The sequence below is a fragment of the Algivirga pacifica genome (genome assembly GCF_039543525.1).
GTDB lineage: Bacteria > Bacteroidota > Bacteroidia > Cytophagales > Flammeovirgaceae > Algivirga > Algivirga pacifica.
Genome location: NZ_BAABJX010000002.1, coordinates 1 through 24,300 on the forward strand (window position 1 = coordinate 1; position 24,300 = coordinate 24,300).

General features: G+C 40.5%; 22 protein-coding genes. 16 read left to right on the forward strand and 6 right to left on the reverse strand.

Annotated features, from left to right (window positions below; all coding sequences use genetic code 11):
* Window positions 1–97: 97 nt before the first annotated feature.
* Window positions 98–1,216, reverse strand: coding sequence for a hypothetical protein (locus ABD985_RS00375; RefSeq protein ID WP_345368423.1), 1,119 nt, complete (start codon window positions 1,214–1,216; stop codon window positions 98–100).
* Window positions 1,217–1,680: 464 nt separating this feature from the next.
* Here ABD985_RS00375 and ABD985_RS00380 point away from each other — a divergent pair, with 464 nt between their 5' ends.
* The 4 genes from ABD985_RS00380 (at window position 1,681) to ABD985_RS00395 (ending at window position 6,963) form a co-directional block, all read left to right on the forward strand.
* The gene (locus ABD985_RS00380) at window positions 1,681–2,727 is read left to right on the forward strand and encodes a sensor histidine kinase (RefSeq protein WP_345368424.1); all 1,047 of its coding nucleotides are present in this window, start codon (window positions 1,681–1,683) and stop codon (window positions 2,725–2,727) included.
* 2 nt (window positions 2,728–2,729) lie between these two features.
* Entirely contained in the window at window positions 2,730–3,488 is a 759-nt protein-coding gene (locus tag ABD985_RS00385; protein WP_345368425.1) for a LytR/AlgR family response regulator transcription factor, read from the forward strand.
* Between the two features lie 46 nt (window positions 3,489–3,534).
* Window positions 3,535–4,581: an early set domain-containing protein gene (locus ABD985_RS00390; protein WP_345368426.1), complete on the forward strand. Its 1,047-nt coding sequence runs from the start codon at window positions 3,535–3,537 to the stop codon at window positions 4,579–4,581.
* A gap of 150 nt (window positions 4,582–4,731) precedes the next feature.
* The gene (locus ABD985_RS00395) at window positions 4,732–6,963 is read left to right on the forward strand and encodes an APC family permease (protein ID WP_345368427.1); all 2,232 of its coding nucleotides are present in this window, start codon (window positions 4,732–4,734) and stop codon (window positions 6,961–6,963) included.
* Window positions 6,964–7,097: 134 nt separating this feature from the next.
* Here ABD985_RS00395 and ABD985_RS00400 read toward each other — a convergent pair whose 3' ends face one another.
* The 3 genes from ABD985_RS00400 to ABD985_RS00410 all read right to left on the reverse strand — a co-directional run bounded on the left by ABD985_RS00400 (window position 7,098) and on the right by ABD985_RS00410 (window position 11,351).
* Window positions 7,098–8,021 (reverse strand): DUF2167 domain-containing protein, encoded by a 924-nt coding sequence (locus tag ABD985_RS00400; RefSeq protein ID WP_345368428.1) that lies wholly within the window; start codon window positions 8,019–8,021, stop codon window positions 7,098–7,100.
* A gap of 86 nt (window positions 8,022–8,107) precedes the next feature.
* On the reverse strand, window positions 8,108–8,917 hold the full coding sequence (locus tag ABD985_RS00405; protein WP_345368429.1) for a metal-dependent hydrolase: 810 nt from the start codon (window positions 8,915–8,917) through the stop codon (window positions 8,108–8,110).
* A gap of 160 nt (window positions 8,918–9,077) precedes the next feature.
* Entirely contained in the window at window positions 9,078–11,351 is a 2,274-nt protein-coding gene (locus tag ABD985_RS00410; RefSeq protein ID WP_345368430.1) for a muramidase family protein, read from the reverse strand.
* Between the two features lie 236 nt (window positions 11,352–11,587).
* Between ABD985_RS00410 and ABD985_RS00415 the strand changes: the two genes are divergently transcribed.
* From ABD985_RS00415 to ABD985_RS00445, 7 genes are all read left to right on the forward strand, one after another.
* Entirely contained in the window at window positions 11,588–12,454 is an 867-nt protein-coding gene (locus ABD985_RS00415) for an outer membrane protein assembly factor BamD (RefSeq protein ID WP_345368431.1), read from the forward strand.
* Window positions 12,455–12,548: 94 nt separating this feature from the next.
* A complete protein-coding gene (locus ABD985_RS00420; RefSeq protein ID WP_345368432.1) occupies window positions 12,549–12,857 on the forward strand; it encodes a DNA-directed RNA polymerase subunit omega in 309 nt (102 codons plus the stop codon).
* Between the two features lie 141 nt (window positions 12,858–12,998).
* Complete coding sequence (coaBC, locus tag ABD985_RS00425; protein ID WP_345368450.1) at window positions 12,999–14,216, forward strand: bifunctional phosphopantothenoylcysteine decarboxylase/phosphopantothenate--cysteine ligase CoaBC; 1,218 nt, start codon at window positions 12,999–13,001, stop codon at window positions 14,214–14,216.
* A gap of 15 nt (window positions 14,217–14,231) precedes the next feature.
* The gene (porD, locus tag ABD985_RS00430) at window positions 14,232–15,134 is read left to right on the forward strand and encodes a type IX secretion system protein PorD (RefSeq protein WP_345368433.1); all 903 of its coding nucleotides are present in this window, start codon (window positions 14,232–14,234) and stop codon (window positions 15,132–15,134) included.
* Window positions 15,135–15,266: 132 nt separating this feature from the next.
* A complete protein-coding gene (locus ABD985_RS00435) occupies window positions 15,267–16,100 on the forward strand; it encodes a UbiA prenyltransferase family protein (protein WP_345368434.1) in 834 nt (277 codons plus the stop codon).
* Window positions 16,101–16,211: 111 nt separating this feature from the next.
* Entirely contained in the window at window positions 16,212–16,835 is a 624-nt protein-coding gene (locus ABD985_RS00440; protein WP_345368435.1) for a class I SAM-dependent methyltransferase, read from the forward strand.
* Window positions 16,836–16,879: 44 nt separating this feature from the next.
* Window positions 16,880–17,260: a hypothetical protein gene (locus tag ABD985_RS00445; protein WP_345368436.1), complete on the forward strand. Its 381-nt coding sequence runs from the start codon at window positions 16,880–16,882 to the stop codon at window positions 17,258–17,260.
* Between the two features lie 46 nt (window positions 17,261–17,306).
* Here ABD985_RS00445 and ABD985_RS00450 read toward each other — a convergent pair whose 3' ends face one another.
* Window positions 17,307–17,483 (reverse strand): hypothetical protein, encoded by a 177-nt coding sequence (locus ABD985_RS00450; protein ID WP_345368437.1) that lies wholly within the window; start codon window positions 17,481–17,483, stop codon window positions 17,307–17,309.
* An 86-nt stretch (window positions 17,484–17,569) separates the two neighbouring features.
* Between ABD985_RS00450 and ABD985_RS00455 the strand changes: the two genes are divergently transcribed.
* The 5 genes from ABD985_RS00455 to ABD985_RS00475 all read left to right on the forward strand — a co-directional run bounded on the left by ABD985_RS00455 (window position 17,570) and on the right by ABD985_RS00475 (window position 23,239).
* Window positions 17,570–18,079, forward strand: a complete 510-nt coding sequence (locus ABD985_RS00455; RefSeq protein WP_345368438.1) for a TerB family tellurite resistance protein — start codon at window positions 17,570–17,572, stop codon at window positions 18,077–18,079.
* A gap of 212 nt (window positions 18,080–18,291) precedes the next feature.
* Window positions 18,292–19,134, forward strand: a complete 843-nt coding sequence (locus ABD985_RS00460; protein ID WP_345368439.1) for a transketolase — start codon at window positions 18,292–18,294, stop codon at window positions 19,132–19,134.
* A 248-nt stretch (window positions 19,135–19,382) separates the two neighbouring features.
* On the forward strand, window positions 19,383–20,405 hold the full coding sequence (locus ABD985_RS00465; RefSeq protein WP_345368440.1) for an ABC transporter ATP-binding protein: 1,023 nt from the start codon (window positions 19,383–19,385) through the stop codon (window positions 20,403–20,405).
* Between the two features lie 217 nt (window positions 20,406–20,622).
* Window positions 20,623–21,861 carry a peroxiredoxin family protein gene (locus tag ABD985_RS00470; RefSeq protein ID WP_345368441.1) on the forward strand — a complete coding sequence of 413 codons (1,239 nt, stop codon included), beginning with the start codon at window positions 20,623–20,625 and terminating at the stop codon, window positions 21,859–21,861.
* A 139-nt stretch (window positions 21,862–22,000) separates the two neighbouring features.
* Window positions 22,001–23,239 (forward strand): BamA/TamA family outer membrane protein, encoded by a 1,239-nt coding sequence (locus ABD985_RS00475; protein ID WP_345368442.1) that lies wholly within the window; start codon window positions 22,001–22,003, stop codon window positions 23,237–23,239.
* Between the two features lie 344 nt (window positions 23,240–23,583).
* Here the strand turns inward: ABD985_RS00475 and ABD985_RS00480 are convergent, their stop codons facing one another.
* On the reverse strand, window positions 23,584–24,111 hold the full coding sequence (locus ABD985_RS00480; protein WP_345368443.1) for a DUF7935 family protein: 528 nt from the start codon (window positions 24,109–24,111) through the stop codon (window positions 23,584–23,586).
* Between the last annotated feature and the right edge of the window lie 189 nt (window positions 24,112–24,300).

Sequence of the window (24,300 nt, forward strand, 5' to 3'; positions counted from 1 at the left end):
AACGCAAAGTTAAAATTTTTAATGATCTAAAATTTAACTCCAGTTATATTGGGGGCTAAGATACGAGCGAAGCTCAATTAAACACCTTGAACAACAACTATCGACTTCTATAAATCAAAAAACCTTTTCGTATACTCAATCCTATCAATAGGAGGTAGATGACTAATAATGCAAGTATCAACTTAGGGTAATGCATCATCTGAAAGATCAGCTTGGCATTGCTCCCTTCTCGGTTGACACGCTTGGCAAGGTCTTGGTCCAGGCGTTGGTGGTGTGCTGACTCAAACGGATCGATACGGCTTAGGAGATTTTTTTGAACCGCTCCTTTTAGTCCGTAGATCCATACTTCTTTATTCATTTCTCGGGCATAATGGAAGTGCTGGTGGATAGAAGCCAGACTCAATGGACTTCTGTTCTTGTACTCACTAAGTGGTTTGCTATTATTTAGGGAGCCAATCGCTATGGCAGGGTGATCTTGTGCATAGACGACGTGTAAGGCAACGGTCCTTTGCTCGTTATTCGTAAAGTGATTGAAAAACAGCGGAATACTTCTTGCGTTTTCAACAGTGAATGTGTGGTTGAGGTTGTGCCACCCTTCAGAGGCTACATCTTGTGCCAAAAGCTCGTAAGGAGAGGCAAAGGCATCAATGGCATACCCATCCTGCTTGATCAATTGATAGATAGGAGCCATTAGTTGGTTTGCTTTTTCCTGTGCATTGTTTTTCAGCAGTCTTTTCCAGATAACCTTCGTTTGGTTGAGGGTAGAAGAAGAGGCGACTTTGCGGTCTGAATCATAGGGGGTAATGCTGAAGGCTATACGCTCCCATTTGAGGTTGTGCTTACTGGTCCATCGTTGAAAATCACGGTAGCGTTGGATAATATGAGACGTCTCTTGTTCAGAATATAGGTTGTCGGCATTGATCCAATATTGCATGCTGGAAGGAAATAGAATCCAGGCAGTGACAGGGATATTATTTTGCTGTAATACCTTAACAGCCTCGGCTTTGTCTACGCTCAAATCTTGTATACTTATCTTTACACTGGCATTTAAACGTTTTAGTTCTTCCAGTGTTTCCGGAGTGAGGAGTTGCAGTAATTTGCTTCCGCTTTGCTCCGTAATAAATCCTATTTTCACGGCCGTGGTGCGACCTTTATTGGCATGGGTGCTGTGCATTAGAAAAAGGCAAAGCAATAGAAATGTAATCCTTCTTATCATCGTTACGGATAGTAATTGGTTTTGTGTTTTCTTCCGAATGTAATAACACAATCGGCTGATCCTTGATATTCTTTGGGAAAGATAAAAAAAAGCAGAGGGAATCCCATAGAATAGGTTTATTTCGTGATAGGGTATGGGAATGGAAAGAAAGTTTGAGCATACAATTCATTGCTTTATTTTGACTATTCAAAGAGTGAAATGGCGAACTCAGCAACATTTTCTTTTAATCTAAAGGATAAGAGGTAACTTTAGTGTGGTGGTTGAAACTGTCGTATGATGTATGTTTATCGTTTATTGCTTATTGTTTATAACCGATAAACAATAAGCGATAACCCATTAGATGGCGTCCATCTGTCTATTATCGTAGGCTGCGACAGGATGAAGCTAAGAGTCTATAAAATAAAGTTGCTATTTTTTATTATTAGAGAATAAGGAGGAATTCCCTCCAATCGGATCAATTATTTATGGAAGAACTCATTGCCTTAAGGCAGAAACGATGGTTCAAGATCCTGTCGGTGGTGTTAATAGGCTGCCTGATACAGTTCCTGATTGACCTTGTGTTTCGTCTGATCTATAGAAACTACAGTGTGTTTGGCTTTGACCAATTGTTGAATTACGGAGTAGCCATATTGTATGTCTACGTACTAACCGTCGTACTAGGGTATATTCGAAATTGGTCTGCAGAAGTATTTCCCTGGAGGGAAGGAGCCTTGAAAAGAGTATTGATACAGGTAGGGTTGAGTTTGCTGATTGTCCTGATGGTCAATTTGGTTATGCGCTACCTGTTGGGGCCTTCCCAAGGTTTGATATTACTTTCTAGAGAATTGGTTGTCAATATGATTGTGATGGCGGTTTTTCTGGTGGTGGTTTTAATTGACTTAGGGATTGTCCTATTCGAGCAGTACATCACCTCCCTGAATGAGGTGGAGAAGTTCCAAAAAGAGAATGTAGAGTTCAAGCTCAAAATGCTGAAATCTCAAATCAATCCACACTTCCTGTTCAATAGTCTCAATGTGCTATCTTCATTGATCTATACCGATGCAGAAAAGGCGAGTGTTTATGTGAGGGAGCTATCTAAGCTTTATCGATTTATATTGGATAGTCGACAAACGGAACTGGTTTCTCTTAGAGTAGAGTTGAAAACATTGGCTTCTTACATTTATCTGGTGTCTTTGCGATTTGATCAAAACCTTACGATTAACCTAGCTATTCAGGAGTCGTACCAAGAGACTTTGATCGCTCCCATGACCTTGCAAATGTTGATTGAAAATGCCATAAAGCACAATGTTGTATCCAGAAAAAGGCCGTTGAGTATTGATATTCAAGTAGAGCAGGACCAGTATATTGTGGTGTCTAATAATTTGCAATTAAAGAGTACTCCAGAAGGAACCTCTACTCGAGTAGGATTGAGAAATATACGGAACAGGTACTTGTTCTTGACCGGAGAACCGGTTCAAATTGAGGCAGCAGAAGGAATGTTTAAAGTGAGAATACCATTAATAAGAAAATAAAAATGAAGGTAGTAATTGTTGAGGATGAACCATTGGCACAGGTGGAACTTATTCGTTTACTCAATGCATGTGAACAGACGGTAGAAGTAGTAGAAAGTCTGGATAGTATTGAGGATACGGTGGATTGGTTACAGGTCAATCCTATGCCCGATCTACTGTTCTTGGATATACAACTATCGGATGGATTGAGTTTTTCCATTTTTGAGCAGCTGGAAATTACCTGTCCGGTCATTTTTACAACGGCTTATGATGAGTATGCTATTCGTGCATTCAGGGTGAATAGTATTGATTATTTACTGAAGCCAGTAGAACAAGAACAGCTACAGCAAGCCTTGGATAAATATGAGTTGTTACAATCTCAATATAGTGCGGTTGATTACACCGTTCTGAAAGACCTGATGAAGGGGCCTAAAAGTTATAAGGACCGGTTTGCCGTGACCTTGGGTGAGCGTATTGTGCATGTAGGAATCGATGAAGTGGCCTATTTCTACGCCGATAATAGTGTCGTGTATTTACAGACCACTTCTCCGAAACGTTATATCGTCAATTATAAGTTGGAGCAGTTGGAGCAACTACTCAATCCAAGGGATTTCTTTAGGGTAAACCGTACCTATCTGGTGGCCTTGAAATCGATCGAGAGTGTCCATAAGTATTTTAATAGTCGATTGCTTTTGCAGTTGATGCCTGCAACCAAGGAAGAAGTCTTAGTGAGTAGGGCAAGGGTTTCTTCTTTTATGGATTGGTTGGAAGGTGAAGTATGATATGTATAAAAGATTTTTTTTAGATAAGACCTTGTAACCGCTTTTTATGATGCATTACAAAATAGTCCGCTTATTGTTATGGAGTAGTCTTTTTCTCCTCGGGGTTTCATGTCAAAAGGTTGTGGTGGTGGTAGAAGAACTTCCCGAAAATACTCCGGCAGAGTCTCGTTTGTTTGTATCCGGGAACTTCAATTATTGGGACCCTGGAGATACCCGCTTTGAGATGAAAAAGACAGAAGAAGGGAAGTACTATTATGAATTGCCTTATGGAGCAGGGAATGTATTGTACAAAATTACCCGAGGGGACTGGACCAGTGTAGAGGCAGGTTTATGTGGTGGTGCTATAGCCAATAGGAGCGTGGGGTATGGAGAGGGTGATACGGTTTTTATTGCGATTGAGAGCTGGGAGGATAAGGGGCCTACAAATTGTCCGCAGGTGACTATACAATTGGAGGACTTGCCACCGACCCATGAGCCGGGTGAAGCAATTTACATTGCAGGAGATTTCAATGCCTGGGATCCTGGGAATGATGATTTCCGTTTGGCTCAGGATGAAAATGGAAAGTACGCTATTACACTGAACAAGCCTGATTTTGGTGATGAGATTCAGTTTAAGTTTACTAGAGGTAACTGGGAAACCGTCGAAGTGGATACCTACGGAAAGCCTACTTCCAATCATTTCTTTCATTTTGGGTTTGTAGATACTTTGGGAATGGCCGTGCTGAACTGGAAGGATAGAATGCAGGAGGAACATGTCCGGGTAACTTTTTGTGTGGAAGAATACCCGAAATATACACCTGTTTCCAGCAACCTTTTTGTAGCCTCCAACCTGAATAATTGGGATCCAATGAACGGGAAGTTTAGAATGGAGTCTCAAAAAGATGGTACGTATACGTTAGATGTCTATCAAAAGAAGGGCACTTTTATGGAGTATAAGATTACCCGGGGGGGATGGAGCAAAGTAGAAAAAGGGGAAGGCTTGGAGGAAATTCCAAATAGACAGGTGGTTTTTGAGAAAAATGATACCCTTTATCTTCAAGTAGAAAGTTGGATGGATCAGGACTTTTTGAAACAATATTTACAATTGGAATAAGGGAAGATATCTATAGGAAGTTTTGTATTTGCAGTTTATCATTTGTAGATTTTACCGTTACTTTTTACCCCTTTTTTAAGGGGTAGGGGTAACATCTTTTTTATCAATGGGATAGGAAGGAGAGATGAATTCATAAGCTAAAAGCTATTTATGACTGCAATAAACAAAATCAAGGAAGGGTTTGGTACCGGACCGGTTTTTTTGACCTCCGTTTGTACAATTTTGGGGGCGATACTTTTTTTGAGATTTGGTTACGCTACCGCCAACTTAGGACTTCTATACACTTGCTTGATGGTGATGCTGGGACATTTGGTAACCATCCCAACAGCCTTGGCCGTTTCTGAGATTGCTACCAATCAAAAAGTACAAGGTGGAGGAGTGTATTATATTATATCCCGCTCCTTCGGAGTCACTATTGGAGGGGCCATCGGTTTGGCCTTGTATTTATCCCAAGCAGTCAGTACTGCTTTTTATATTATCGCCTTCGCAGAGTCTTTTAAGCCTGTAATACAATACTTGTTGGTCGAGCATAATATCTATATTTATGATTTACGTCTGATCAGTATTCCAGCTACCTTTATCCTGATCATCATTGTGATTGTCAAAGGGGCAGATTTAGGGATGCAGACGTTGAATATCGTAGCCGTGGTATTATTTGCGTCCTTGGGTATGTTCTTTTTTGGAAGTACGGATTATATCCCTGATCCAGGAGGAGCAAGTATCTGGAATAACCCTATTGTAGAGGGAGATGATTTCTTTAAGGTGTTTGCGATTTGTTTCCCCGCTTTTACCGGAATGGCTGCAGGGGTAGGGCTTTCAGGCGATTTGAAGGACCCTAGCAAATCGATTCCGACGGGAACGATGATGGCAACATTTGCAGGAATGGTGGTCTATTTACTGGTGGCCTATAAGTTGGCCGTGTCAGCTAGTCCAGAAGTACTGAATGAAGATCCCTTAATCATGCAGAAAATAGCGGTGTGGGGTCCTGCTATTCCGATCGGGTTGGCTGCAGCGGCCTTGTCCTCTGCGATTGGGTCTATTTTGGTAGCTCCTAGAACGATGCAGGCCTTGGCTTTTGATAAGGTATTTCCCTCTGAAGGGATTAACCGGTTATTAGCGATACAACTAAAAGGGAACAATGAACCTATTAATGCCTCTATTGTCACTTCCATTATTACCTTGGTTTTTGTGATTATTGGCGATATAGATGTCGTTGCTCAGATTATTACGATGTTCTTTATGGTGACATACGGAACGATCTGCTTGATCTCATTTCTTGAACACTTCGCCTCAGATCCGGCATACCGTCCAGTCTTTAAGTCCAAGTGGTATATTTCTATGGTAGGCGCATTGGCCTGCTTATACCTGATGTTCCGAATCGATGCGTTCTATAGTATTATGTCTATTGCGATCATGGTGATTACCTATTACATGATCAGTAAATTCACGCAGAATAAACAAGGTTTGTCCGTGATTTTCCAAGGGGTAATCTTCCAGTTGAGTAGGCAGTTTCAGATCTTTTTGCAAAAGGCAGACAAAGAAGCAGAAGAAGAGCATTGGAGACCTTCCTTGGTGTGTATATCTGATAGTACATTCAAGCGTTTTGCAGCGTTTAATATGGTGAAGTGGATTGCCCATAAGTATGGATTTGGGACCTATATTCACCATATCCCAGGATACTTGTCAAAAGATACGCACCGACAGGCAGAGGAAAGTTTGTCTCGCTTGATCAAGATTTCAGATGCAACAAAGAGTAAGGTATACCTGGATACGATGATCAGTCCATCGATGACTTCAGCCATCGCACAGGTGATTCAGTTGCCAAGTATCGCGGGAAAAGAGAATAACATGATTATGTTTGAGTTCTCTAAACATAAGTTAGATGGACTAAAAGATATCGTCGATAACTTCAAACTAATTTCAGTAACAGACAATGATATTTGCGTTCTGGGAACAGATGAACGCAACTTTGGCTACAAGCAGGAAATCCATATTTGGCTGACCCCTAAGGATTATGAAAATGCCAACTTGATGATCTTGATTGGCTTTATTATTCTGGGACATCCAGAGTGGAGTGAGGCAAGCATTAGCATCAAGGCCATTTACCCGGAAAATGAGCTGGAAGAGCAAAATGCTAATATCAAGCGACTGATTGCTACGGGACGTCTTCCAATCTCTAAAGATAGAGTAACCATGATTCCTCAGTCTGAGAATGTGGAACCAAAAACCATCATCAATAAAGAATCTGTAACGGCAGATTTGACGATCATCGGTATTCGTCCAGAGTCCATCAAGAAGAGTAATGAGCAGGTCTTTACTGGGTATGATGATATTGGGGATGTGTTATTTATTCATACCTCTAATAGGAAGGAGATTAAGTAAGTTGTTGAATCGTTGAACCGTTGAATTTCATCTTTGATGAGTTGATTCGAGTTGATTTGTTTATGGAACTCAGTAAACAAATCAACTCGAATCAACGAGCGAAGCTCAATTCAACGGTTCAACGATTCAACAACCTAAGCATTTTCCTTCTCTTGCTTATTGCCTCTAAAGAACTTCACAATACCGCCCCCTATGGCTGCAAGACCTAGGAAGATCACTTTCCCGAATTTTGCCAAAATTGCAAAGAAACCAGTTTTTGCCAAGATCTTACCAGCAATCAGACCTCCGATACCATAAGCGGCTACCTTGTCAATGCTTGCATCAAATTGATCGTAACGATATCCATCTTTGAAATTGACATTTGGAATAATGGCAGGGATGTCATTCTTAACCATATCCAATTGCTGTATATCACTGATGAAGTTTAGCTCCAGGTACCCTTTACGACCTAATACCATGAGGTTATAGTTCAAGGTATTGGCATCACTGCCTTCAAAGAATAGCTCCTTGGCCCAGTGTAGCTTTTTGGTGGCAGGGTCATAGTAAGGCTCTGATGCCCATCCAATGATGTCCATTGTGCCATAACCTGCTTCCTTGCGTGCTTCATTTTCTTCAGCAGTAGAGGCTTTCATTTCCTCCATCAGCTCGTTGTAATCCATGTCATTGGCATTTTCATCGCTGATATACCCTGACTCATCATAAGTGATGTTGATCGCATAAGAGTCATCGAAGAAAATACCTGCATCATTCTTGAATAACATGCCCAAGGTTTCTCCATTTGGATTGCCCCATACCTCTGTAAGGATATACTTACTTTGCTCAGGGTTAAGATACTTAAAGCCTTGTGGTACGACTATGTCAGCAATATCTCCTTTTAAGGCGATAACACTACCCGAAGTATCATAGGCCATGGCTTTTTCCACACTATCCATGTACATCAACATGTTCATTTCTTCTGCAGTAAGCGCAATTTCCTCTACATTTTCTTCTTGCGCCCATGTGCTAAGAGAAAAAGCAACCAATAAGACGGTTAAAAAAGTTGTCTTTAAAAAATTCATTTTGAAATTGTTTTAGTTAAAGGGGTAATATTACATCAAATCTAATTTTATACCAAAAAAAGACCCTTTTGAAGGATGAAGGATGGCTAAAAATAAAACCTCAACTTATTATCAAAACCCTCCATCAACTTGAATAGTGTATTTCCTAAAATCTTCCTTTGCTGTGTCTTGGATTGTTGCTCAAATTTTTGGTATTGAGTGGTATTCCCTTTATAAGCAAAATCAAATGCCCTTGTTTTGATTTGAGTAACCGCCAAGCTAAAGCCAAGAAGGAAAATACCTATGGTTAGAACCTTCAAGTTAAATTTCACCCATCGTCTAATAAGAAATAATAATAGGTTAAAGGAAATTACACCCACTACAATCAAGAAAATATCGTAGTTGTTCCACCACCAGATATCCCCTGTTCCTCCTATATAAGTCTTGGAAGGCCAGAGTAGATTGACTCCTCCCCAAGCAGAAGATGGAGTAGGCATATCCTCTATCAAATGCATAAGGAATCCCAATATAAACCCTAATAGCGGGATGCGTATTTTTAAAAGGTTCTCCCTAAATCCTATGTTTGTGAATTGCTTGGAACGAGAAGAAATGCCGTAATGTAAAGTAGCCATTACAAAGGCAATGATGATAGCCGCCGAAATGCTATGCATAAAAGCATGATGGGAGTACCAGTATTTCCCAGAATAAATATTCCTTCCAGAGGTGGGTAGATTAAAAAAATCACCAATCGTAGCATCAAATCCAGACCATAAGCTGATGGCATCCAGATCAGGTAAGGCTCCACCTAACCCTGAGATGAATGAAATAGTCAGTAATCCTTTAAAACCGGATTTTGAAAAACTGCTGGCGACAGTACCTACGGCAACACCAGATAAGGTGTGAGTTAATATGTCCATGAAGTGTCTTGTTAGAAGGTTTGTTGAATCGTTGATTCGTTGAATTGAGCTTCGCTCGTTGATTCGAGTTGATTTGTTTATTGAGCTCAACCAACAGTTCAACTCGATTCAACTCATCGAAGATGAAATTCAACGGTTCAACGATTCAACAAAGATATATTTAAGCGAGTAAGCCACCTCCAGCACTAGGATTCTTGCTAGAAGCCAAAGTACCATTCAGAATATTATTGCCTCTCTTCACAATCCTTCCATCGTCTCCGTTTTGACCAATGATTGTCTGCAGTACCAGTCGCTCATCAATACTCTTTACTTGAGCAGGAGACTGATAGCCATATTGCTGACAGATCTCATTGATAGCATCTTCGAACAGTTGAGCGGTTTTGGTAATCCACTTATTTACAGTCATATCAATCACGAAGCTTAATCCCATTGGAGAGTTGATGATGTCAGTGATAGGGATATCCTGATAGGTGTTTCCGGCCACGGTAATATCCAGTTTAATGCCCAAAGCTGGCTTAACATAGGCCTTCACGGCTTGCTCCAATTGACATTTAATAAAGGCTGGGTGATAGCCGGCTTTCATAAAGACGCCATATAGTTGATAGTCCGCTCTCAATGCTTTTTCAGCGGCTTCTCCAGATACCGTGTATTCTCCCTGACTCCCTTGAAGATCAAATAGGTGTAACTCTCCTTGATGGATATCACCGTTGCGGGTGGTATAGGTAACATCGATGCCTGCATCTTGGAAATAGGTTTTGAAAAGTTCAGGCTCATTGACTTTCATGCGGGCAAGGAGAGGACCAAAGCCACGTCCACCACCAGCAAACTGAATGAATCCATAAGAGAAGAAGGCTTTATCGTAGCTGTTGATCGCATCAAAGTTTCCTTCATGTTCGGAAACGTACTTCACTGCTTCTGCCAGAGAGGCATTCAAGCCCACTTCTTGAAAAAGGGACAATGGAAGTGTTTCTGCAGTAGAAGACCCTCTATATCCAACACCTTTGTGGTAAACATTATAACCACTTCTACAGAAGTTGGAGAATTCCGCTACAGTAGGTTGCCCTGTTGTTGGATGGGTGAATTGTAACTTGACTTCCGCATAATCTTTCAGGAAGGTATAGGTAGCATCATTAGGTGTGATAGCTCCTGGAGTATATTGTCCATTGCCAAGCATGGCCCTTCTACTATCGGTACCTACCCACCATTCTAGCTTATAGCGTTGCTGTACTTGTCGAATGGCCGAAAGTGTTTCAGGAATGTTACGCCCCCATATCTCACCACCTGTTTGTGATGATAGGCGTTGTGCTGATTCTCCATGTCCTTCGGATAAAAATCCAAGTGAGATGAGGCGTTGTTGTACTTTTTCTAAATCTTCTGCGTAGATAGACCCTGTAGGAGTGATTGGACCTCGAAGTCCTTTGCCAAACAATAAGTTACCATCGTTGATCTCGATTTGGTATTGTGCCCGAACCTTACGAATACGGTCTGCTTGTGCTTGCAAGTGGGCAGGCATCGTTTGCTTTTTAGCAGGGATAACTAAATGTTGTCCAATGTAAATGCTGTTTCCGGTAAGGGAATTACTTTCGATAATGGCTTCTGCAGGAACACCGTATTCCTTTGCAATTTTTGCGAGCCATTCTCCTGCCTGAACAGTGTGGATCACTTCCCCTGGCTTGGTCTGAGGTTTTGGGTCAGGGCGATTAATAGTTGGCGTATTTTGAGGTTTCCTTTGAGGGATCTTAATACTTTGTCCGATATAGATTGCGGCATCGGCAGCTAATCCATTAGCGTCAAGTATATCTGCGGGTGTTACCTCAAATCGTTGAGAAATACTGTATAGGGAGTCGCCCGACTGTATGGTATAGACCGTTACGTTAACTGGAGTGTTATCTACAGTAGGGGTGTTGGCTGCCGTGACGGCAATACGCAGACGTTGCCCAATGTAGATCGTAGCATTCATGGCTAGATCATTATTTTTGAGAATGGTCTCAGGAGTGGTCTGGAATTTCTCAGCGATCTTGTATAAAGAATCACCTTGCTGTACGGTATAAAAACGGATTTGTCTTTCCTCAGTACTCTGAGGCATAGGAGGTGGAACCGTTTGTTGATTAGGGGAAGACATTGTTCTAACCACTAATTTTTGTCCAATATAGATCCCTGAATGAGCAGACAGTCCATTGACCCTTAAGATCTCCTGAGGAGAAATTCCAAAGCGCTTTCCTATGGTATAAAGGGTGTCCCCTGATTGAACGGTGTATTCGTAGGCACTTTGTCCTTCTTGGGCTCCATTACTTCTGGAGGTATAAAGTGCCTGTCCTGGTTGAAGGATGACAGACGGACTTAATTCGTTGATGGATAGCAGCTCGGAAGCACTAAGGTTGTACTTGCGAGCAATGCTATACAGTGTTTCTCCCTGTTGAACGATATGACGCATATGAGCTCTAGCTATTGGTTTTTCGTTTACTGTTAAATTAGCTGAATACTATTCCTCCTTTCTGTTTAAGGAGTTGGAATAGGCCTTTTGTGAAAAAAAGACAAATTTATTAGTAACTGTTAAAATACATTTAAACATTGAGAATATTCGTGTTTTTTTGGCAAATTCGCAATTCGAGTATTGATTTTAGTACTATCTGACTCGTTTTTTATTTTTGTGAAGATATATTTTGACTCATGTTAAAGAACATTATTTTATTCCTTTCGCTAGCGCTAATACTAGGTTCATGTGGTAAGTTTCATAAGGTCATGCAAAGTGATGACGTGGAATTGAAGTATGAAGCTTCTCAAAAATATTATGAGGAGGAGAATTACTACAAAGCAGGGTTGTTGATCGAAGATATTCAAGCTGCATTTATTGGGACAGAACGAGCAGAGAAACTACAGTTCCAATATGCCAATACACAGTATGAGCAGCAGCAATACCTTATGTCTAACCACTACTTTAAGACTTTCTACAATACCTATAACCGTAGCCCTTATGCGGAGCAGGCTTTGTTCTTGTCAGCTTATTCTTTATATAAAGATACACCTCGTTATAACCTGGATCAGTCTAATACAACAAAGGCTATTAGCGAGATGCAGGACTTTATGAACCGTTATCCCGAGAGTGAGTATATCGACGAGGCAAATGAGGTAATTGTAAAGTTGAGACAACGATTGGAGAAAAAAGGATTTGAGTCAGCGATGGAGTACTATACCCTTAGAAGGTATAAAGCGGCAGCTGTAGCATTGGATAATTTCACGAAAGATTATCCGGACTCAAAGTATAAGCAGCAGGCACTTTATCATAAGCTGGAATCAGAGTATGAGTTAGCGAAGATCAGTTATTTTAGCAAGCAGGAAGAACGTTATGAGGCTGCATTGACTACCTATGAGAAGTTTGTTGAGCGTTACCCGTCTTCAGAGTATAAAAGAGAGGCAGATAAGATCGCAACCATGTCTCGCAATGAGTTGAACAGGGTGAAAAGTTTGATGACATCTTCTTCGAAAGAAGCTAAAAAGCTGAAAGAGAAAGAGGAAAAAGCAGAGGAAGAAGAATAAAAGGATATTTATAGTAATTAAAACTATTTTATTTTACCTTTGCATTTCGTTTATTTAAGAATACTATTTGTTCGACTAAAGATAAATCGCATTAATGTCTTCTAAAGCTTCATTAATTACAAGAGACTTTTCAGATCTAACCAAAGAAACAGATAACATCTACGAATCTTTGGTGATCATTGGCAAGAGAGCAAGACAGATCTCTGTTAAACTTAAGGATGAGTTGAACTCCAAATTGGCTGAGTTTGCGACTACCGTAGACAACCTGGAGGAGATTCACGAGAACAGAGAGCAGATCGAGATCTCCAAGTTCTATGAGAGACTTCCTAAGCCTACTACTCAGGCAATGGAAGAATTTATCGAAGGTAAGGTCTTCTTTACCAAGGGTACGGAAGAAAATTAATTCGTAAAATCTTTTACACAAAAACTTCAGAAAGTTAGCTTTCTGAAGTTTTTTTTTGCCCTATTCTTTGCCAATAATCGAGGTCTTAGAATAATTTTTATATTTGTATTGTACTTTTTTGTTGACTAAAGTTTGAGTGTGGTGTTAAAAGGCAAGAAAATTATCATAGGAGTAACAGCAAGTATAGCAGCTTATAAAGCTGCGCTATTAGTACGCTTGTTAAAGAAGGAAGGTGCCGAAGTAAAGGTCATCATGACAGAGGCTGCTCAGGAGTTTATAACTCCGTTGACGCTGGCAACCTTATCAGAAAATCCGGTAGTATCCGCATTTGTTAAAGGTCCGACAGGGGAGTGGAATAATCATGTGGACTTGGGGTTGTGGGCGGATGTGATGATTATTGCCCCCGCAACAGCGAACACGATGGCTAAGATGGTGACAGGAGTTTGTGATAATTTATTGCAAGCGGTTTACTTGTCGGCACGATGTCCGGTATTCTTTTGTCCGGCAATGGACCTGGATATGTTTGTTCACCCATCCACACAGCATAATATTAGTGTACTCCAATCTTATGGAAATAAACTTATTGACGCAGAGGAAGGTACGTTAGCTAGCGGTTTGGAAGGAAAAGGCCGTATGGCAGAACCTGAGCATATTGTTCAGGAACTGAAGGACTTCTTTGCTCCAGCATTATCCCTGTTAGGTAAAAAAGTATTGCTTACTGCAGGACCTACACGAGAGTATATTGATCCCGTAAGATATATCACCAACGGCTCCACAGGAAAGATGGGGTATGCCTTAGCGAATGCTTTTGCTGCCAAAGGGGCTGAAGTGACCATTGTCAGTGGGCCAACACAGCAAGTTGCGTCTCAAAATGTTCGGGTAATACCCGTACAGACGGCCGAGGAAATGTATGCTTCAGTGGAGGAACACTTTGATGGAACCGATATTGCTGTATTTACGGCAGCAGTAGCGGATTATACTCCTGCAGAGGTGTCTAATACAAAGATCAAGAAGCAAGAAGGAGATATGGCCATTGCCATGAAGCGAACCAAGGACATTGCCAAGGAGATGGGATTGAAAAAGCAACCCCAACAGTTTACTGTAGGCTTTGCATTGGAAACGGATCAGGAGGAGCAAAATGCCCAGGGAAAGTTGACAAGAAAGAATTTTGACTTTATCGTATTAAACTCTTTACGGGATAAAGGAGCAGGATTTGGACATGATACCAATCAGATAACCATCTTTGATCATCAGCAGAAGTACCCTTTTCCGTTGAAGTCAAAGAAGGAAGTAGCAGAGGATATTGTGTCTTTTTTAGACGAAAAAATAAAAGCAAGAGCTGCTGATATTAACGCATAACCATTATTAGAACTTATGAAGAAATACTCTTTTATTTCCTTGTTATTATTTTTTTTGGGGATACAGCAGTTAGTTGCTCAGGAGTTACAGGTAGATGTTTCCATGAATGGGGACCGTGTGCAAACTCAGGAAAGGCAATTGATTACAGGGTTGGAGAAAACCATTAAGGACTTCATGAATAAGCAAGAGTGGAGCTCCGATGATTTTGAGGATTTTGAGCGTATCAAGCTGAATATGCAAATCAACTTGACGGCTAATTCGTCTCCAGCAGAGCAAAACTACGAGGCAGATGTACAGCTGTTGAGTGTGCGCCCTGTATACCGTACTGACTATGAATCGCCTTTGTTCAATTACCTCGATAACGATTGGCGTTTTAGCTTTGGGCCATCGGACCCTTTGGTGTATACGAATAATGTATACTCTACGGAGTTGGTTTCCCTGATGTCTTTTTATGCTTACTTGGTCATGGGGTTGGATTACGATACATTCTCTATGGAAGGGGGTACTCCTTTCTACGTGAAGGCACAGGAAATAGCTAATTACTCTCAGCAATCAGGAGGGAAAGGATGGAATCTATTTGGAGAAAAACAAGATAGGATTTACTTAATTGATAATGTGTTATCACCTCAATTTAAACCTTTTAGGGCAGCACTATATGAGTACCATCGCTTAGGGTTAGATACTTTTGAGGAAGATCCAGATAATAGCCGTAAGGTGATTTTACAGGCTCTGAAGAAAATTCAAGGGGTTCGTAAAAATGTTTTAATCTCTATCATGCTGGATTCATTCTTCAGGGCAAAGTCTTCGGAGTTATTGAATATTTTCTCTCAAGGTGATGCCGCAGTGATTGAGGAAGCTGTAAATATTTTGGTCGAAGTAGATCCGTCTAATGCGAATAAGTATAGAAAGTTAATGTAGTTATCAATTATCAATTATCAATTATCAATTATCAATTATCAATTATCAATTATCAATGTTAGCCTTTTAACAGCCTTGAATAAGTCATCAATTGAAAATTGATAATTAATCATTGAAAATTAAAAATTAAAAATGGTCGGGGAGTGTTATCGGTTTTTGCAGGTATTGAGTTTGGATGTAGTGTTGGGGGCAATGATCTGTTCCGCCTTCCTGGCTTCTGTGTTGGAGGTACAGCTGGAAGTAGTGGTTTATATTGTGTTGGGATTGGCTGTTTGGATTATTTATACCTTGGATCATTTGCTGGACGCTAAGGCAATTCAGCACAAAGCACACACCTATCGCCATCATTTTCATCAACGATATGCTAAGCCACTTTGGTGGAGTATACTTCTGGCAAGTATCCTGGAAGGAGTGCTACTCTTTTATATTCCTCCGACAGTTTTTTGGATGGGAATAAAGGTAAGTATACTCGTGGCGGTATACTTTCTGATGTTGCAGTTTATACCTATAAAAGCATTCCTTTTAAAAGAGTTGTCCATTGCAATTATTTATGTGATCGGTATACTGGTAGGGCCTTTGAGCGAGGTATCCGTATGGCATTGGGAATGGACGGCACTTGTGCTTCAATTATTTTTATTGGCCTATATCAATTTGTTGGAGTTCTCCCTTTACGATGAAAAGACCGATCAGCTGGACGGACATAAGTCAGCCGTGAGCTGCTTAGGCAAGTGGAGAATTAAAAAGTTATTACTGGCAGTTTTCTTTTCTTTTTTAATCATTTCCTTAGGAGTACTCTGGAAAGGGGGAGAGACGTACCCTTTGTGGGCTCAAAGCATCCTGTGGGCCATGGGTATCGTATTATATTTGGTGTTTGAGCTGGAGTCCAGATTAAAACAAAGACAACTTTATAGGGTATTGGGAGATGCTGTATTTCTGTTTCCGGCAGTTTATTTATTTTTTGAATAATAGGGAGGATATCCCCCTTACTTATTCTGATTATTTAAATTTCACTGTTCACTGTTCACTGTTCACTGTTCACTGTTCACTGTTCACTGTTCACTGCTAACTGATAAAGTATTGAATTTTGATTTCATAGCCCCTTGGTATGATCAACTGGCTGGTATGGTCTTTGGGGATTCTATTAGATGCTCTCAAGGAGCTTTCATGGACCATTTGCCAGAGCAAGGAGAGATATTAATCCTCGGTGGAGGTACGGGTTGGGTACTGCAGGAATTATTTCGACAGAAGCCACAACTAAGCGTAACCTATGTAGAGGCTTCTCAAAAAATGTTGGAGATTAGTCAACAGAAGTTGCCTGTTGCTTATCGACAGCAGGTGAAATTTATTCACGGGACAGAACAGGATGTAAAAGGGTATTTCGATGGAATTATAACCTTTTACCTTTTGGATGTATACACGGTAGAAGAGCAGAGAGTAATGATGCAACGTATTGCGTTGCTAGCGAAAAAAGATACACTATGGTTGGTGGCTGATTTTCAGTTGACAGGGGCAAAGGAACATTTTTGGCAAAACATTTTATTACAGACAATGTTCTTGTTTTTTAGAATTGTAGCTGCTGTGAATGTTCAGAAACTACCAGATTATGAAGATCTTTTTAGTGATCATCCGTTCCAACGCTTGGGTAAAAAGACTTTCTTCGGCAAAATGATCTTTGCCGCTATTTATAAGGCAATCAAATAAACTTTATTTTTCAAAATTGATATTAAACTAAGCTTATGAAAACAATGATGTACAGATTACTGCTGTTTGTTGGTTTATTTTCAGTGATGGCTGCTTGTAAATCTTCTTCAGGCAAAACCAAGAATACAATGTTAGTATTGAAAGTGTTGGATGAAGTGGGGAATCCAGTAGAAGGAGCGCAGGTGTTTTTGTATCCTACAGAGCAAGCGTTGCTATTGAATGAAGTAGGCATCAAGGCAGAGGAACTAAGCAACGAAAAAGGAAAAGTGAGCCTGGTAAATGATATTGAACCAGTAGCTTACTATATCACAGCACAAAAAGATTCCTTGTCGACAAGTGCAGCTGGTGTGAAAACAGACACTTTGCAGAAGTGGAGAGTAAACAAGCTTAATGTCGTGTTGCATCCTCAAAAAAGTAAAAAGTAATAGGTATAAAAAAGTAAAAAGTAATAGGTATAAGGTAAAAGGGGATTTAATTTTCTCCTTTCTCCTTTCTCCTTTCTCCTTTCTCCTTTCTCCTTTCTCCTTTCTCCTTTCTCCTTTCTCCTTTCTCCTTTCTCCTTTCTCCTTTCTCCTTTCTCCTTTCTCCTTTCTCCTTTCTCCTGATGACCACAAGGGTCGCCTCTCCGTTGGTTTTGATTTTTATCAAAAATTATATAATATAAGGAAAAAGATGTATAAACCTTAGATGACTGTGTAGGTGTATACCATTTTTACCTAAAGCCAACATGACAAATGAGTACGAAATCATTGATTGATTCCTTACTGGATAATCTGGATAAGTTTAGGAATCAGTTCCAATCGGTCGACTTTTTGAGCACTCAACGAGAGGATACCCAACATTTTTCGTTAAGTATGTTTGAGCAGGCAGAGGCCTGGGAATATACGCGTTTGCAGGTATTGATTAATCTAGCCTGCATAGATCATTACCTTTCGGAAGAAGAAGATAGCTTTCTACATGTGTTGATTGAAAACAGTGCTTTGCAGGCAGTACATCAGGATCTCCTGAGGCAGCAACTTCGTCAGGTACATATTACAGAGGTTGATTTATTCCCTTTTAGGCGACTAAGTCTTGAGGAGCGCATAGGGTTGATTGTAGAAATGTTTGCAGTGGCCAGAAAAGATGATCAGGTGACTACTCGGGAGCTAGTATATATTCAGTATATCATGACAGAACTTCACGTAGAATCTACTCAGCTTAAGCGTTTTGGGTATGAGGAGCAAACAATTGAGTTTGGCATATAGAAGTACTGCGATTGTCCCTTCTCTTTTTGATTTTATTTCGGAAAGACTTGTTCACAAAAGAATTTTAGAACATTTGTGACTCAGCGAATTTTTTTTTGAACTTTTTGGTTAAATTTGCGGCTGTCAAGAAAATCTTGATCATAATACAATCAGTGAATAGACTTCCACAGTAGTGGTAGGGACAACACAAGAAGATTTCTAAGAAAAAGACCATGGCTGAAATTAGCGAACTGCAGCGCGTAGCTTCTCAAGTTAGAAGAGATATTATTAGAATGGTGTCCAACGTAGGAAACGGCCACCCAGGGGGTGCTTTGGGATGTGCAGACCTGTTGGTAGCCCTTTACTTTAAACACATGGAGCATAACAAGGAATTCTCCATGGATGGTGTAGGAGAGGACTTGTTTTTCTTGTCTAATGGACATATCTCCGCAGTATGGTATAGCACCTTGGCGCGTGCAGGCTACTTCTCAATTGAAGAGTTGAATACGCACCGTAAGATCAATTCTCGTTTGCAAGGACACCCAACTCCTTATGAGCACTTGGAAGGGATCCGTATGGCTTCCGGTTCTTTGGGACAAGGTTTGTCTGTGGCAGCAGGTGCAGCACAAACGAAAAAGCTAAACGGAGAGGACAAGCACGTTTATGTATTGATGGGTGACGGAGAGCAGCAGGAAGGACAAGTATGGGAAGCAGCAATGTATGCAGCGCACCATAAAGTAGATAACCTAATTGCTTTTGTTGACTATAATAAGCAACAGATTGACGGTTCTACAGACGAAGTAATGAACTTGTTGGATCTAGGTGCAAAATATGCGGCATTCGGATGGGAAGTATTGACTTGCGATGGCAACAATATGGAAGAGTTGGATGCTACAATCACTAAGGCGAAAGAACTTTCAGGAAACGGAAAGCCAATTGCAGTGATGATGAAAACTGAAATGGGTTACCCAATCGACTTTATGGTGGGTACACACAAATGGCACGGTGTAGCACCAAATGCAGAGCAAACGGAGGCTGCCCTTGCACAGTTGGAAGAGACACTAGGTGATTTCTAGTCATTCCTGATCAAGGAATATAGATAAAAATAGCCTCTGGTAGATGCATTCTACTAGAGGCTTTTTCATACAAGGATGAAGCAATGTTGAATCGTTGAATCGTTGAATTGAGCTTTGCTCGTTGATTCGAGTTGAAGGGTTGATTGAAATATAGATTAATAATCAAACAACATATTAACTCGAATCAACGAGCAAAGCTCAATTCAACGATTCAACAAGCAGCGTAAGCTGCCTCAACAATAAGGAATATGGGAGAGACAATACTACAGGTAGCCAACCTGCAAAAGCAATATGAGCAACGAGAAATCATTAAAGACCTCTCTTTTAGTATAGAGAAAGGAGAGATCTTCGCATTGATCGGAGAAAGTGGTTGTGGGAAGACCACTACCTTGCGTTGTATTGCAGGACTAGAGCAAGTGACAGGAGGAGAGGTGAGGTTTCAGGGAGAGACGATTATTGGTCCCTGGGATAAGCTCATTGCAGGACATGAAGATATCAAGGTAGTGTCTCAGACCTATGACCTTTTTATGTACCATTCGGTTTGGGAGAATATAAAACACCCACTGAGAACTTATACCCGGGAGTATCAGGAGTACCGTATCCGTGAGCTATTGCGCTTGTGTCGATTGGAAGGGCTTGAAGATAAGAAGCCAGAAAACCTTTCGGGAGGAGAGCGACAACGGGTAGCTTTTGCCTGTGCCTTGGCAGACGACCCCGCTTTGTTGGTCATGGATGAACCTTTTAGTAACTTGGATATTCCTATTAAATCTCGCCTGAGAAGGGAGGTGCGCCGTATTGTGAAGGAAACCAATACCACAGTACTTTTTGTTTCTCATGATACCCAAGATGCCTTGGCGATTGCTGATAAAGTAGGAGTGATGAAAGATGGAGAACTGATACAGATAGCTTCTCCTCTTGCGATTTATGAAACCCCTCAGAACCCTTACGTCGCAACATTCTTTCCTCACGCTAATATTCTGACAGGAAAGCAGCTAACTTTTTGGGGAATAGTAAGGCCTGAAGAGGAGAATTTTGTCATTCGCCCAGAACATATACGTATAGTAGAAAGTGAGGCGACAAGAGCAGAAATTATAGATATAGAGTACACTGGTGCTCAGGATGTATTGGAGGTTAGGGTAGAAGAGGGATGTCATGTGTACATGTACGCTCAGGTACATCAGTATGAGATAGGGGACACGGTTCATCTGTTACTTCAGGAAGAATACTTACATGCTTTTTCTGAAGAAAATAGAAACATTTGCATGGTCTAGTTGTTTACTAGGGTATATAAGAATCTCGTAGTTACCCTAATAATATAAGATCTTGTCTTAGGCAAGGGTAAGAAGAGAGGGACTCCTCGTATAAATACTTTTTAATCAATAAATTTACTCGAGGAGTGAGACGTATCTCAACTCACCGAAGGTGAAACTCAACAGCACGTAGTGCTACTCAACAAGCGACATAAGTCGTCTCAACAAATTAAAGCATATGAAACTGATTAGAATTACAACGACATTATTATTACTAGGTTTATTATGGGGATGTCAAAAAGAAAGCAAAGAGGATAAGGTGTCGAAATTAGTAGGCAAGTGGAAAGGTATTATTGGTTTGAATGATGGTAAGGTAGATATGCCTTTTCTATTTGAACTGAAAAAAGCAGATAATGAGGCAGAAGTTGAAGCTTACCTGATTAATGGAGCAGATGAAGAACTGATTTTAATTGATAATATCACTTTTACAGGAGACTCTCTAATTATGCCTATGCATATCTTTGACGCAGAGTTAAGAGCTAAAGTGGGAGAGAATGGACTGGAAGGAGAGTATGTAAAGATTGGAGCTTATGGGTTGCCATTCAAAGCGGAAAAAGGAACAAGCCGTTTTGATATTGGAGATGCTCCAGTAGCTAATATTACAGGAAAATGGAAGGTGACGTTCACCAAGAAGGATGGTGGAGAGACTCCTGCTATAGGGGTATTTAAGCAAAATGATTCTAAGGTGACAGGAACATTCCTGACCAAAACAGGAGATTATCGTTTTCTGGAAGGTGTTATTGATGGAAAAACGCTGAAGCTATCGACTTTTGATGGTACACATGCTTATCTATTCACTGCCGAGGTTGCTGATGGTAAAATTACGAATGGGCAATTCTGGTCAGGAAAAACAGGATACAGAACGTGGGAGGCTACATTGGACCCGGGAGTAGAGCTTCCTGATCCAACGACTTTGACACATCTAAAAGAAGGATATGAAAGCCTTTCGTTTTCTTTTCCAAACCTAGAAGGTAAGCAGGTAAGTCTGGAAGATGAAAAATTTAAAGATAAGGTGGTCATTGTACAGATCTTAGGAAGCTGGTGTCCTAACTGTATGGACGAGACAAAGTTCTTGGCGCCTTTCTATAAGCAGTATAAGGATAAAGGTGTTGAGGTGATTGGTTTGGGATATGAGAATACGGATGATTTCGAGGTAGCCAAAAAGAAATTGGAGCGTATGAAAAAGCGTTTTGATATTCAATATGAACTACTTTATGCCGGGCAACCATCAGAAGCAGCGGCCTCATTACCTATGCTAAATCATGTGATGTCTTTCCCAACCAGTATCATTATCGATCGTTCTGGAAAGGTAAGACAAATTCACACAGGATTCTCTGGACCAGGTACTGGAGAGTATTATGAGCACTTTGTAGAAGAGTTTACCCTGCTAATTGATAAATTGGTGGAGGAGAAGTAATCATATAACCTACAGAAACAGAAAAGGCTGTCATATTATGACAGCTTTTTCTGTTTCTGTAGGTTATTGCCTGATTATTTTTAACTTCATAATGACATATACATACCTATAACCCTAATTTTATTAACCCAACGATACCATGAAAAAACACTTATTGTTTTTCCTGCTATGCCTGTGGATTCACCCTTTGCTGGCACAGCAGGATACTACTGCGACTAAACCTGAAGAAGATTCCGATAAATTGATTCGTGAGTTCTCTTTTGTTCCTCTTCCTGTATTGGCCGCCAATCCGGCCGTAGGATTTATGTTTGGAGTGGCTCCTTCTGCCAGTTGGATGATGGGACCCAATGAGACCACCAGCCGTTCCTTTTTTGTCTCCACAGTGCTTTATACCACTAAGAAACAGTTCATGCTCCTGATGAAAAGTAATGTTTTTCTGAAGGATGATAGTTGGAACTTGATGGGCGATTGGCGTTTCTTTGCTTTTTCTCAACCTACTTATGGGCTAGGCACAGGAGATCAATCTTCCAAGTTGGTTTCTACGGGCTTTGAGTATGATGATGGTAGTTATTCAGATGGTATTGAAGTAGCTCAGCTGATGGAATTTAATTATTTCCGTTTTCATGAAACGGCCCTTAAGCGAATAGGGGATACCCGCTTTTTTGCAGGAGTAGGGTATCACTTGGATATTCATTATAAAATTGAAGATCAACTACTGGACCTAGATACAGTTCCTCCAGCGATTACCTCCCATTATGCTTACTCTATTGATAACGGGTTTGATCCGGAGCAATATGTCCTTTCGGGAGTCTCTTTCAATGTATTGTTGGATAGCCGGGATAATCCTATCAATCCTTATGACGGGCGATATGCTTTCCTTTCGTTCCGGGTGAATCCAGAGTTTATTGGAAGTGATAAATCCTCTACCATGCTTTGGGCGGAGTATAGGGATTATTTCTCTTTGGATAAGGATCGTCCTCGGCATTTGCTGGCCTTATGGGCTTTTGGAAATACAGTAGTGAGTGGAGAGGTGCCCTACATGGACTTACCTGCCATTGGCTGGGATCAGTTTGGACGCTCCGGTAGGGCATATGCTCAGGGGCGTTTCAGAGGACAAGATATGGTCTATGGAGAGCTAGAGTATCGTTTTCCATTACAAAAGAATAAAGACACCTGGGGAGCGGTGGTGTTTGCAAATGCCACGACAGCGACCAACAGAGATGCCAATATTAATTTGTTTGAGAATATAGATCCTGCTGCAGGAATAGGCTTGAGAGTCATGATCGACAAGAAGGCTAGAACCAATATTACCATTGACTATGGGTGGGGGAAATATGGTGCACAAGGGTTTTACCTGAATGTGAACGAAGCCTTTTAGATGATGTTCATATTGTTTAGTTGAGCTTCGCTCGTTCATGATGTTTAGTTGAGTTTTTTTGTTGAAATGCTATTCCCCTTCGGTGAATTGACTTAGAGGAAAACTAAACTCTTAAACTAGGCTAAGACCTTCTTAAAAGTCAAAAGAACCAATCCAACTCACCGAAGGTGAATATAATTTTAACAGTCAAACAATAAACTCAACTAAACATCATGAACGAGCGAAGCTCAATTAAACATTTTGAACAAAACGTAAAAAAAATACCCCAAGTCTTTTAAGAAGCCCTGGGGTATACTTTTTATCAAATCATCACCGGGAATATCATACCCAATAAGATAACTCGCTTAGACTAATAATGTTTTCACTTCTTGATGAACTAATGAACGGGCATATTGCGTAGGATCAGTATCTCGCTCAATGATGGTTTCAATGATTTTTTTAGAAAGCTCATAAGAAGGCGCATCAGCCTTTAAGGTATTGGCCGATTCATTAATCAGTACGATTAATTGTTCTTGTGTATCACGAATGATATTCCACGTGCTTTCTTCAATGTAAATTTGTTGAGCCAGATTGTGATTGAACTCTTCACGGATATTAGCAATCAATAAGTGCTGAAGTTCAGCAACATTAAACTCCTTACTGTTCAATCGAGGGATGATACTATTGGGAGCGATACGCTCTAAGTATAAAATCATGCGTTCATAAGCCTGTAAACGTAGGGGCAGTGTCGTCTTGCTGTGCTCCAACTTGATCTTGCTAACCTGTCCATTCAATTCCCTGCTGATAAAGGCTTTGATTACCATATAAACTGCGTAAAGAACAATAGCAGCAGGAAGGGTAATCAGAACAATATCTTTCAATGCTTCTTCCATAGTTTGTTTATTAATTCAGGCCGTGAACGGTGAACCAAAACCGCTGTCACGGGTTGTTAAAAAGTAAATAGCAATTTTTTCAAACACTGCAAAAATAAGGGTTCGGAATGAATATTATACTATTTGTTAAAGAATTAATACATTCCTTTTCCTCTTCTTACTATATTTGGCAGTTCAACAAATGATGAT

Excerpts from the sequence above, each read along its gene's own strand:
- ABD985_RS00465 (WP_345368440.1), top strand. The coding sequence starts at position 19,383 with ATGGGAGAGACAATACTACAGGTAGCCAACCTGCAAAAGCAATATGAG.
- ABD985_RS00410 (WP_345368430.1), bottom strand. The coding sequence starts at position 11,351 with ATGCGTCATATCGTTCAACAGGGAGAAACACTGTATAGCATTGCTCGC.
- ABD985_RS00475 (WP_345368442.1), top strand. The coding sequence starts at position 22,001 with ATGAAAAAACACTTATTGTTTTTCCTGCTATGCCTGTGGATTCACCCT.
- ABD985_RS00385 (WP_345368425.1), top strand. The coding sequence starts at position 2,730 with ATGAAGGTAGTAATTGTTGAGGATGAACCATTGGCACAGGTGGAACTT.
- ABD985_RS00420 (WP_345368432.1), top strand. The coding sequence starts at position 12,549 with ATGTCTTCTAAAGCTTCATTAATTACAAGAGACTTTTCAGATCTAACC.
- ABD985_RS00435 (WP_345368434.1), top strand. The coding sequence starts at position 15,267 with ATGGTCGGGGAGTGTTATCGGTTTTTGCAGGTATTGAGTTTGGATGTA.
- ABD985_RS00380 (WP_345368424.1), top strand. The coding sequence starts at position 1,681 with ATGGAAGAACTCATTGCCTTAAGGCAGAAACGATGGTTCAAGATCCTG.
- ABD985_RS00400 (WP_345368428.1), bottom strand. The coding sequence starts at position 8,021 with ATGAATTTTTTAAAGACAACTTTTTTAACCGTCTTATTGGTTGCTTTT.
- ABD985_RS00455 (WP_345368438.1), top strand. The coding sequence starts at position 17,570 with ATGAGTACGAAATCATTGATTGATTCCTTACTGGATAATCTGGATAAG.
- ABD985_RS00480 (WP_345368443.1), bottom strand. The coding sequence starts at position 24,111 with ATGGAAGAAGCATTGAAAGATATTGTTCTGATTACCCTTCCTGCTGCT.
- ABD985_RS00395 (WP_345368427.1), top strand. The coding sequence starts at position 4,732 with ATGACTGCAATAAACAAAATCAAGGAAGGGTTTGGTACCGGACCGGTT.
- ABD985_RS00405 (WP_345368429.1), bottom strand. The coding sequence starts at position 8,917 with ATGGACATATTAACTCACACCTTATCTGGTGTTGCCGTAGGTACTGTC.
- ABD985_RS00415 (WP_345368431.1), top strand. The coding sequence starts at position 11,588 with ATGTTAAAGAACATTATTTTATTCCTTTCGCTAGCGCTAATACTAGGT.
- ABD985_RS00460 (WP_345368439.1), top strand. The coding sequence starts at position 18,292 with ATGGCTGAAATTAGCGAACTGCAGCGCGTAGCTTCTCAAGTTAGAAGA.
- ABD985_RS00390 (WP_345368426.1), top strand. The coding sequence starts at position 3,535 with ATGATGCATTACAAAATAGTCCGCTTATTGTTATGGAGTAGTCTTTTT.
- ABD985_RS00375 (WP_345368423.1), bottom strand. The coding sequence starts at position 1,216 with ATGATAAGAAGGATTACATTTCTATTGCTTTGCCTTTTTCTAATGCAC.
- ABD985_RS00470 (WP_345368441.1), top strand. The coding sequence starts at position 20,623 with ATGAAACTGATTAGAATTACAACGACATTATTATTACTAGGTTTATTA.
- ABD985_RS00445 (WP_345368436.1), top strand. The coding sequence starts at position 16,880 with ATGATGTACAGATTACTGCTGTTTGTTGGTTTATTTTCAGTGATGGCT.
- porD (WP_345368433.1), top strand. The coding sequence starts at position 14,232 with ATGAAGAAATACTCTTTTATTTCCTTGTTATTATTTTTTTTGGGGATA.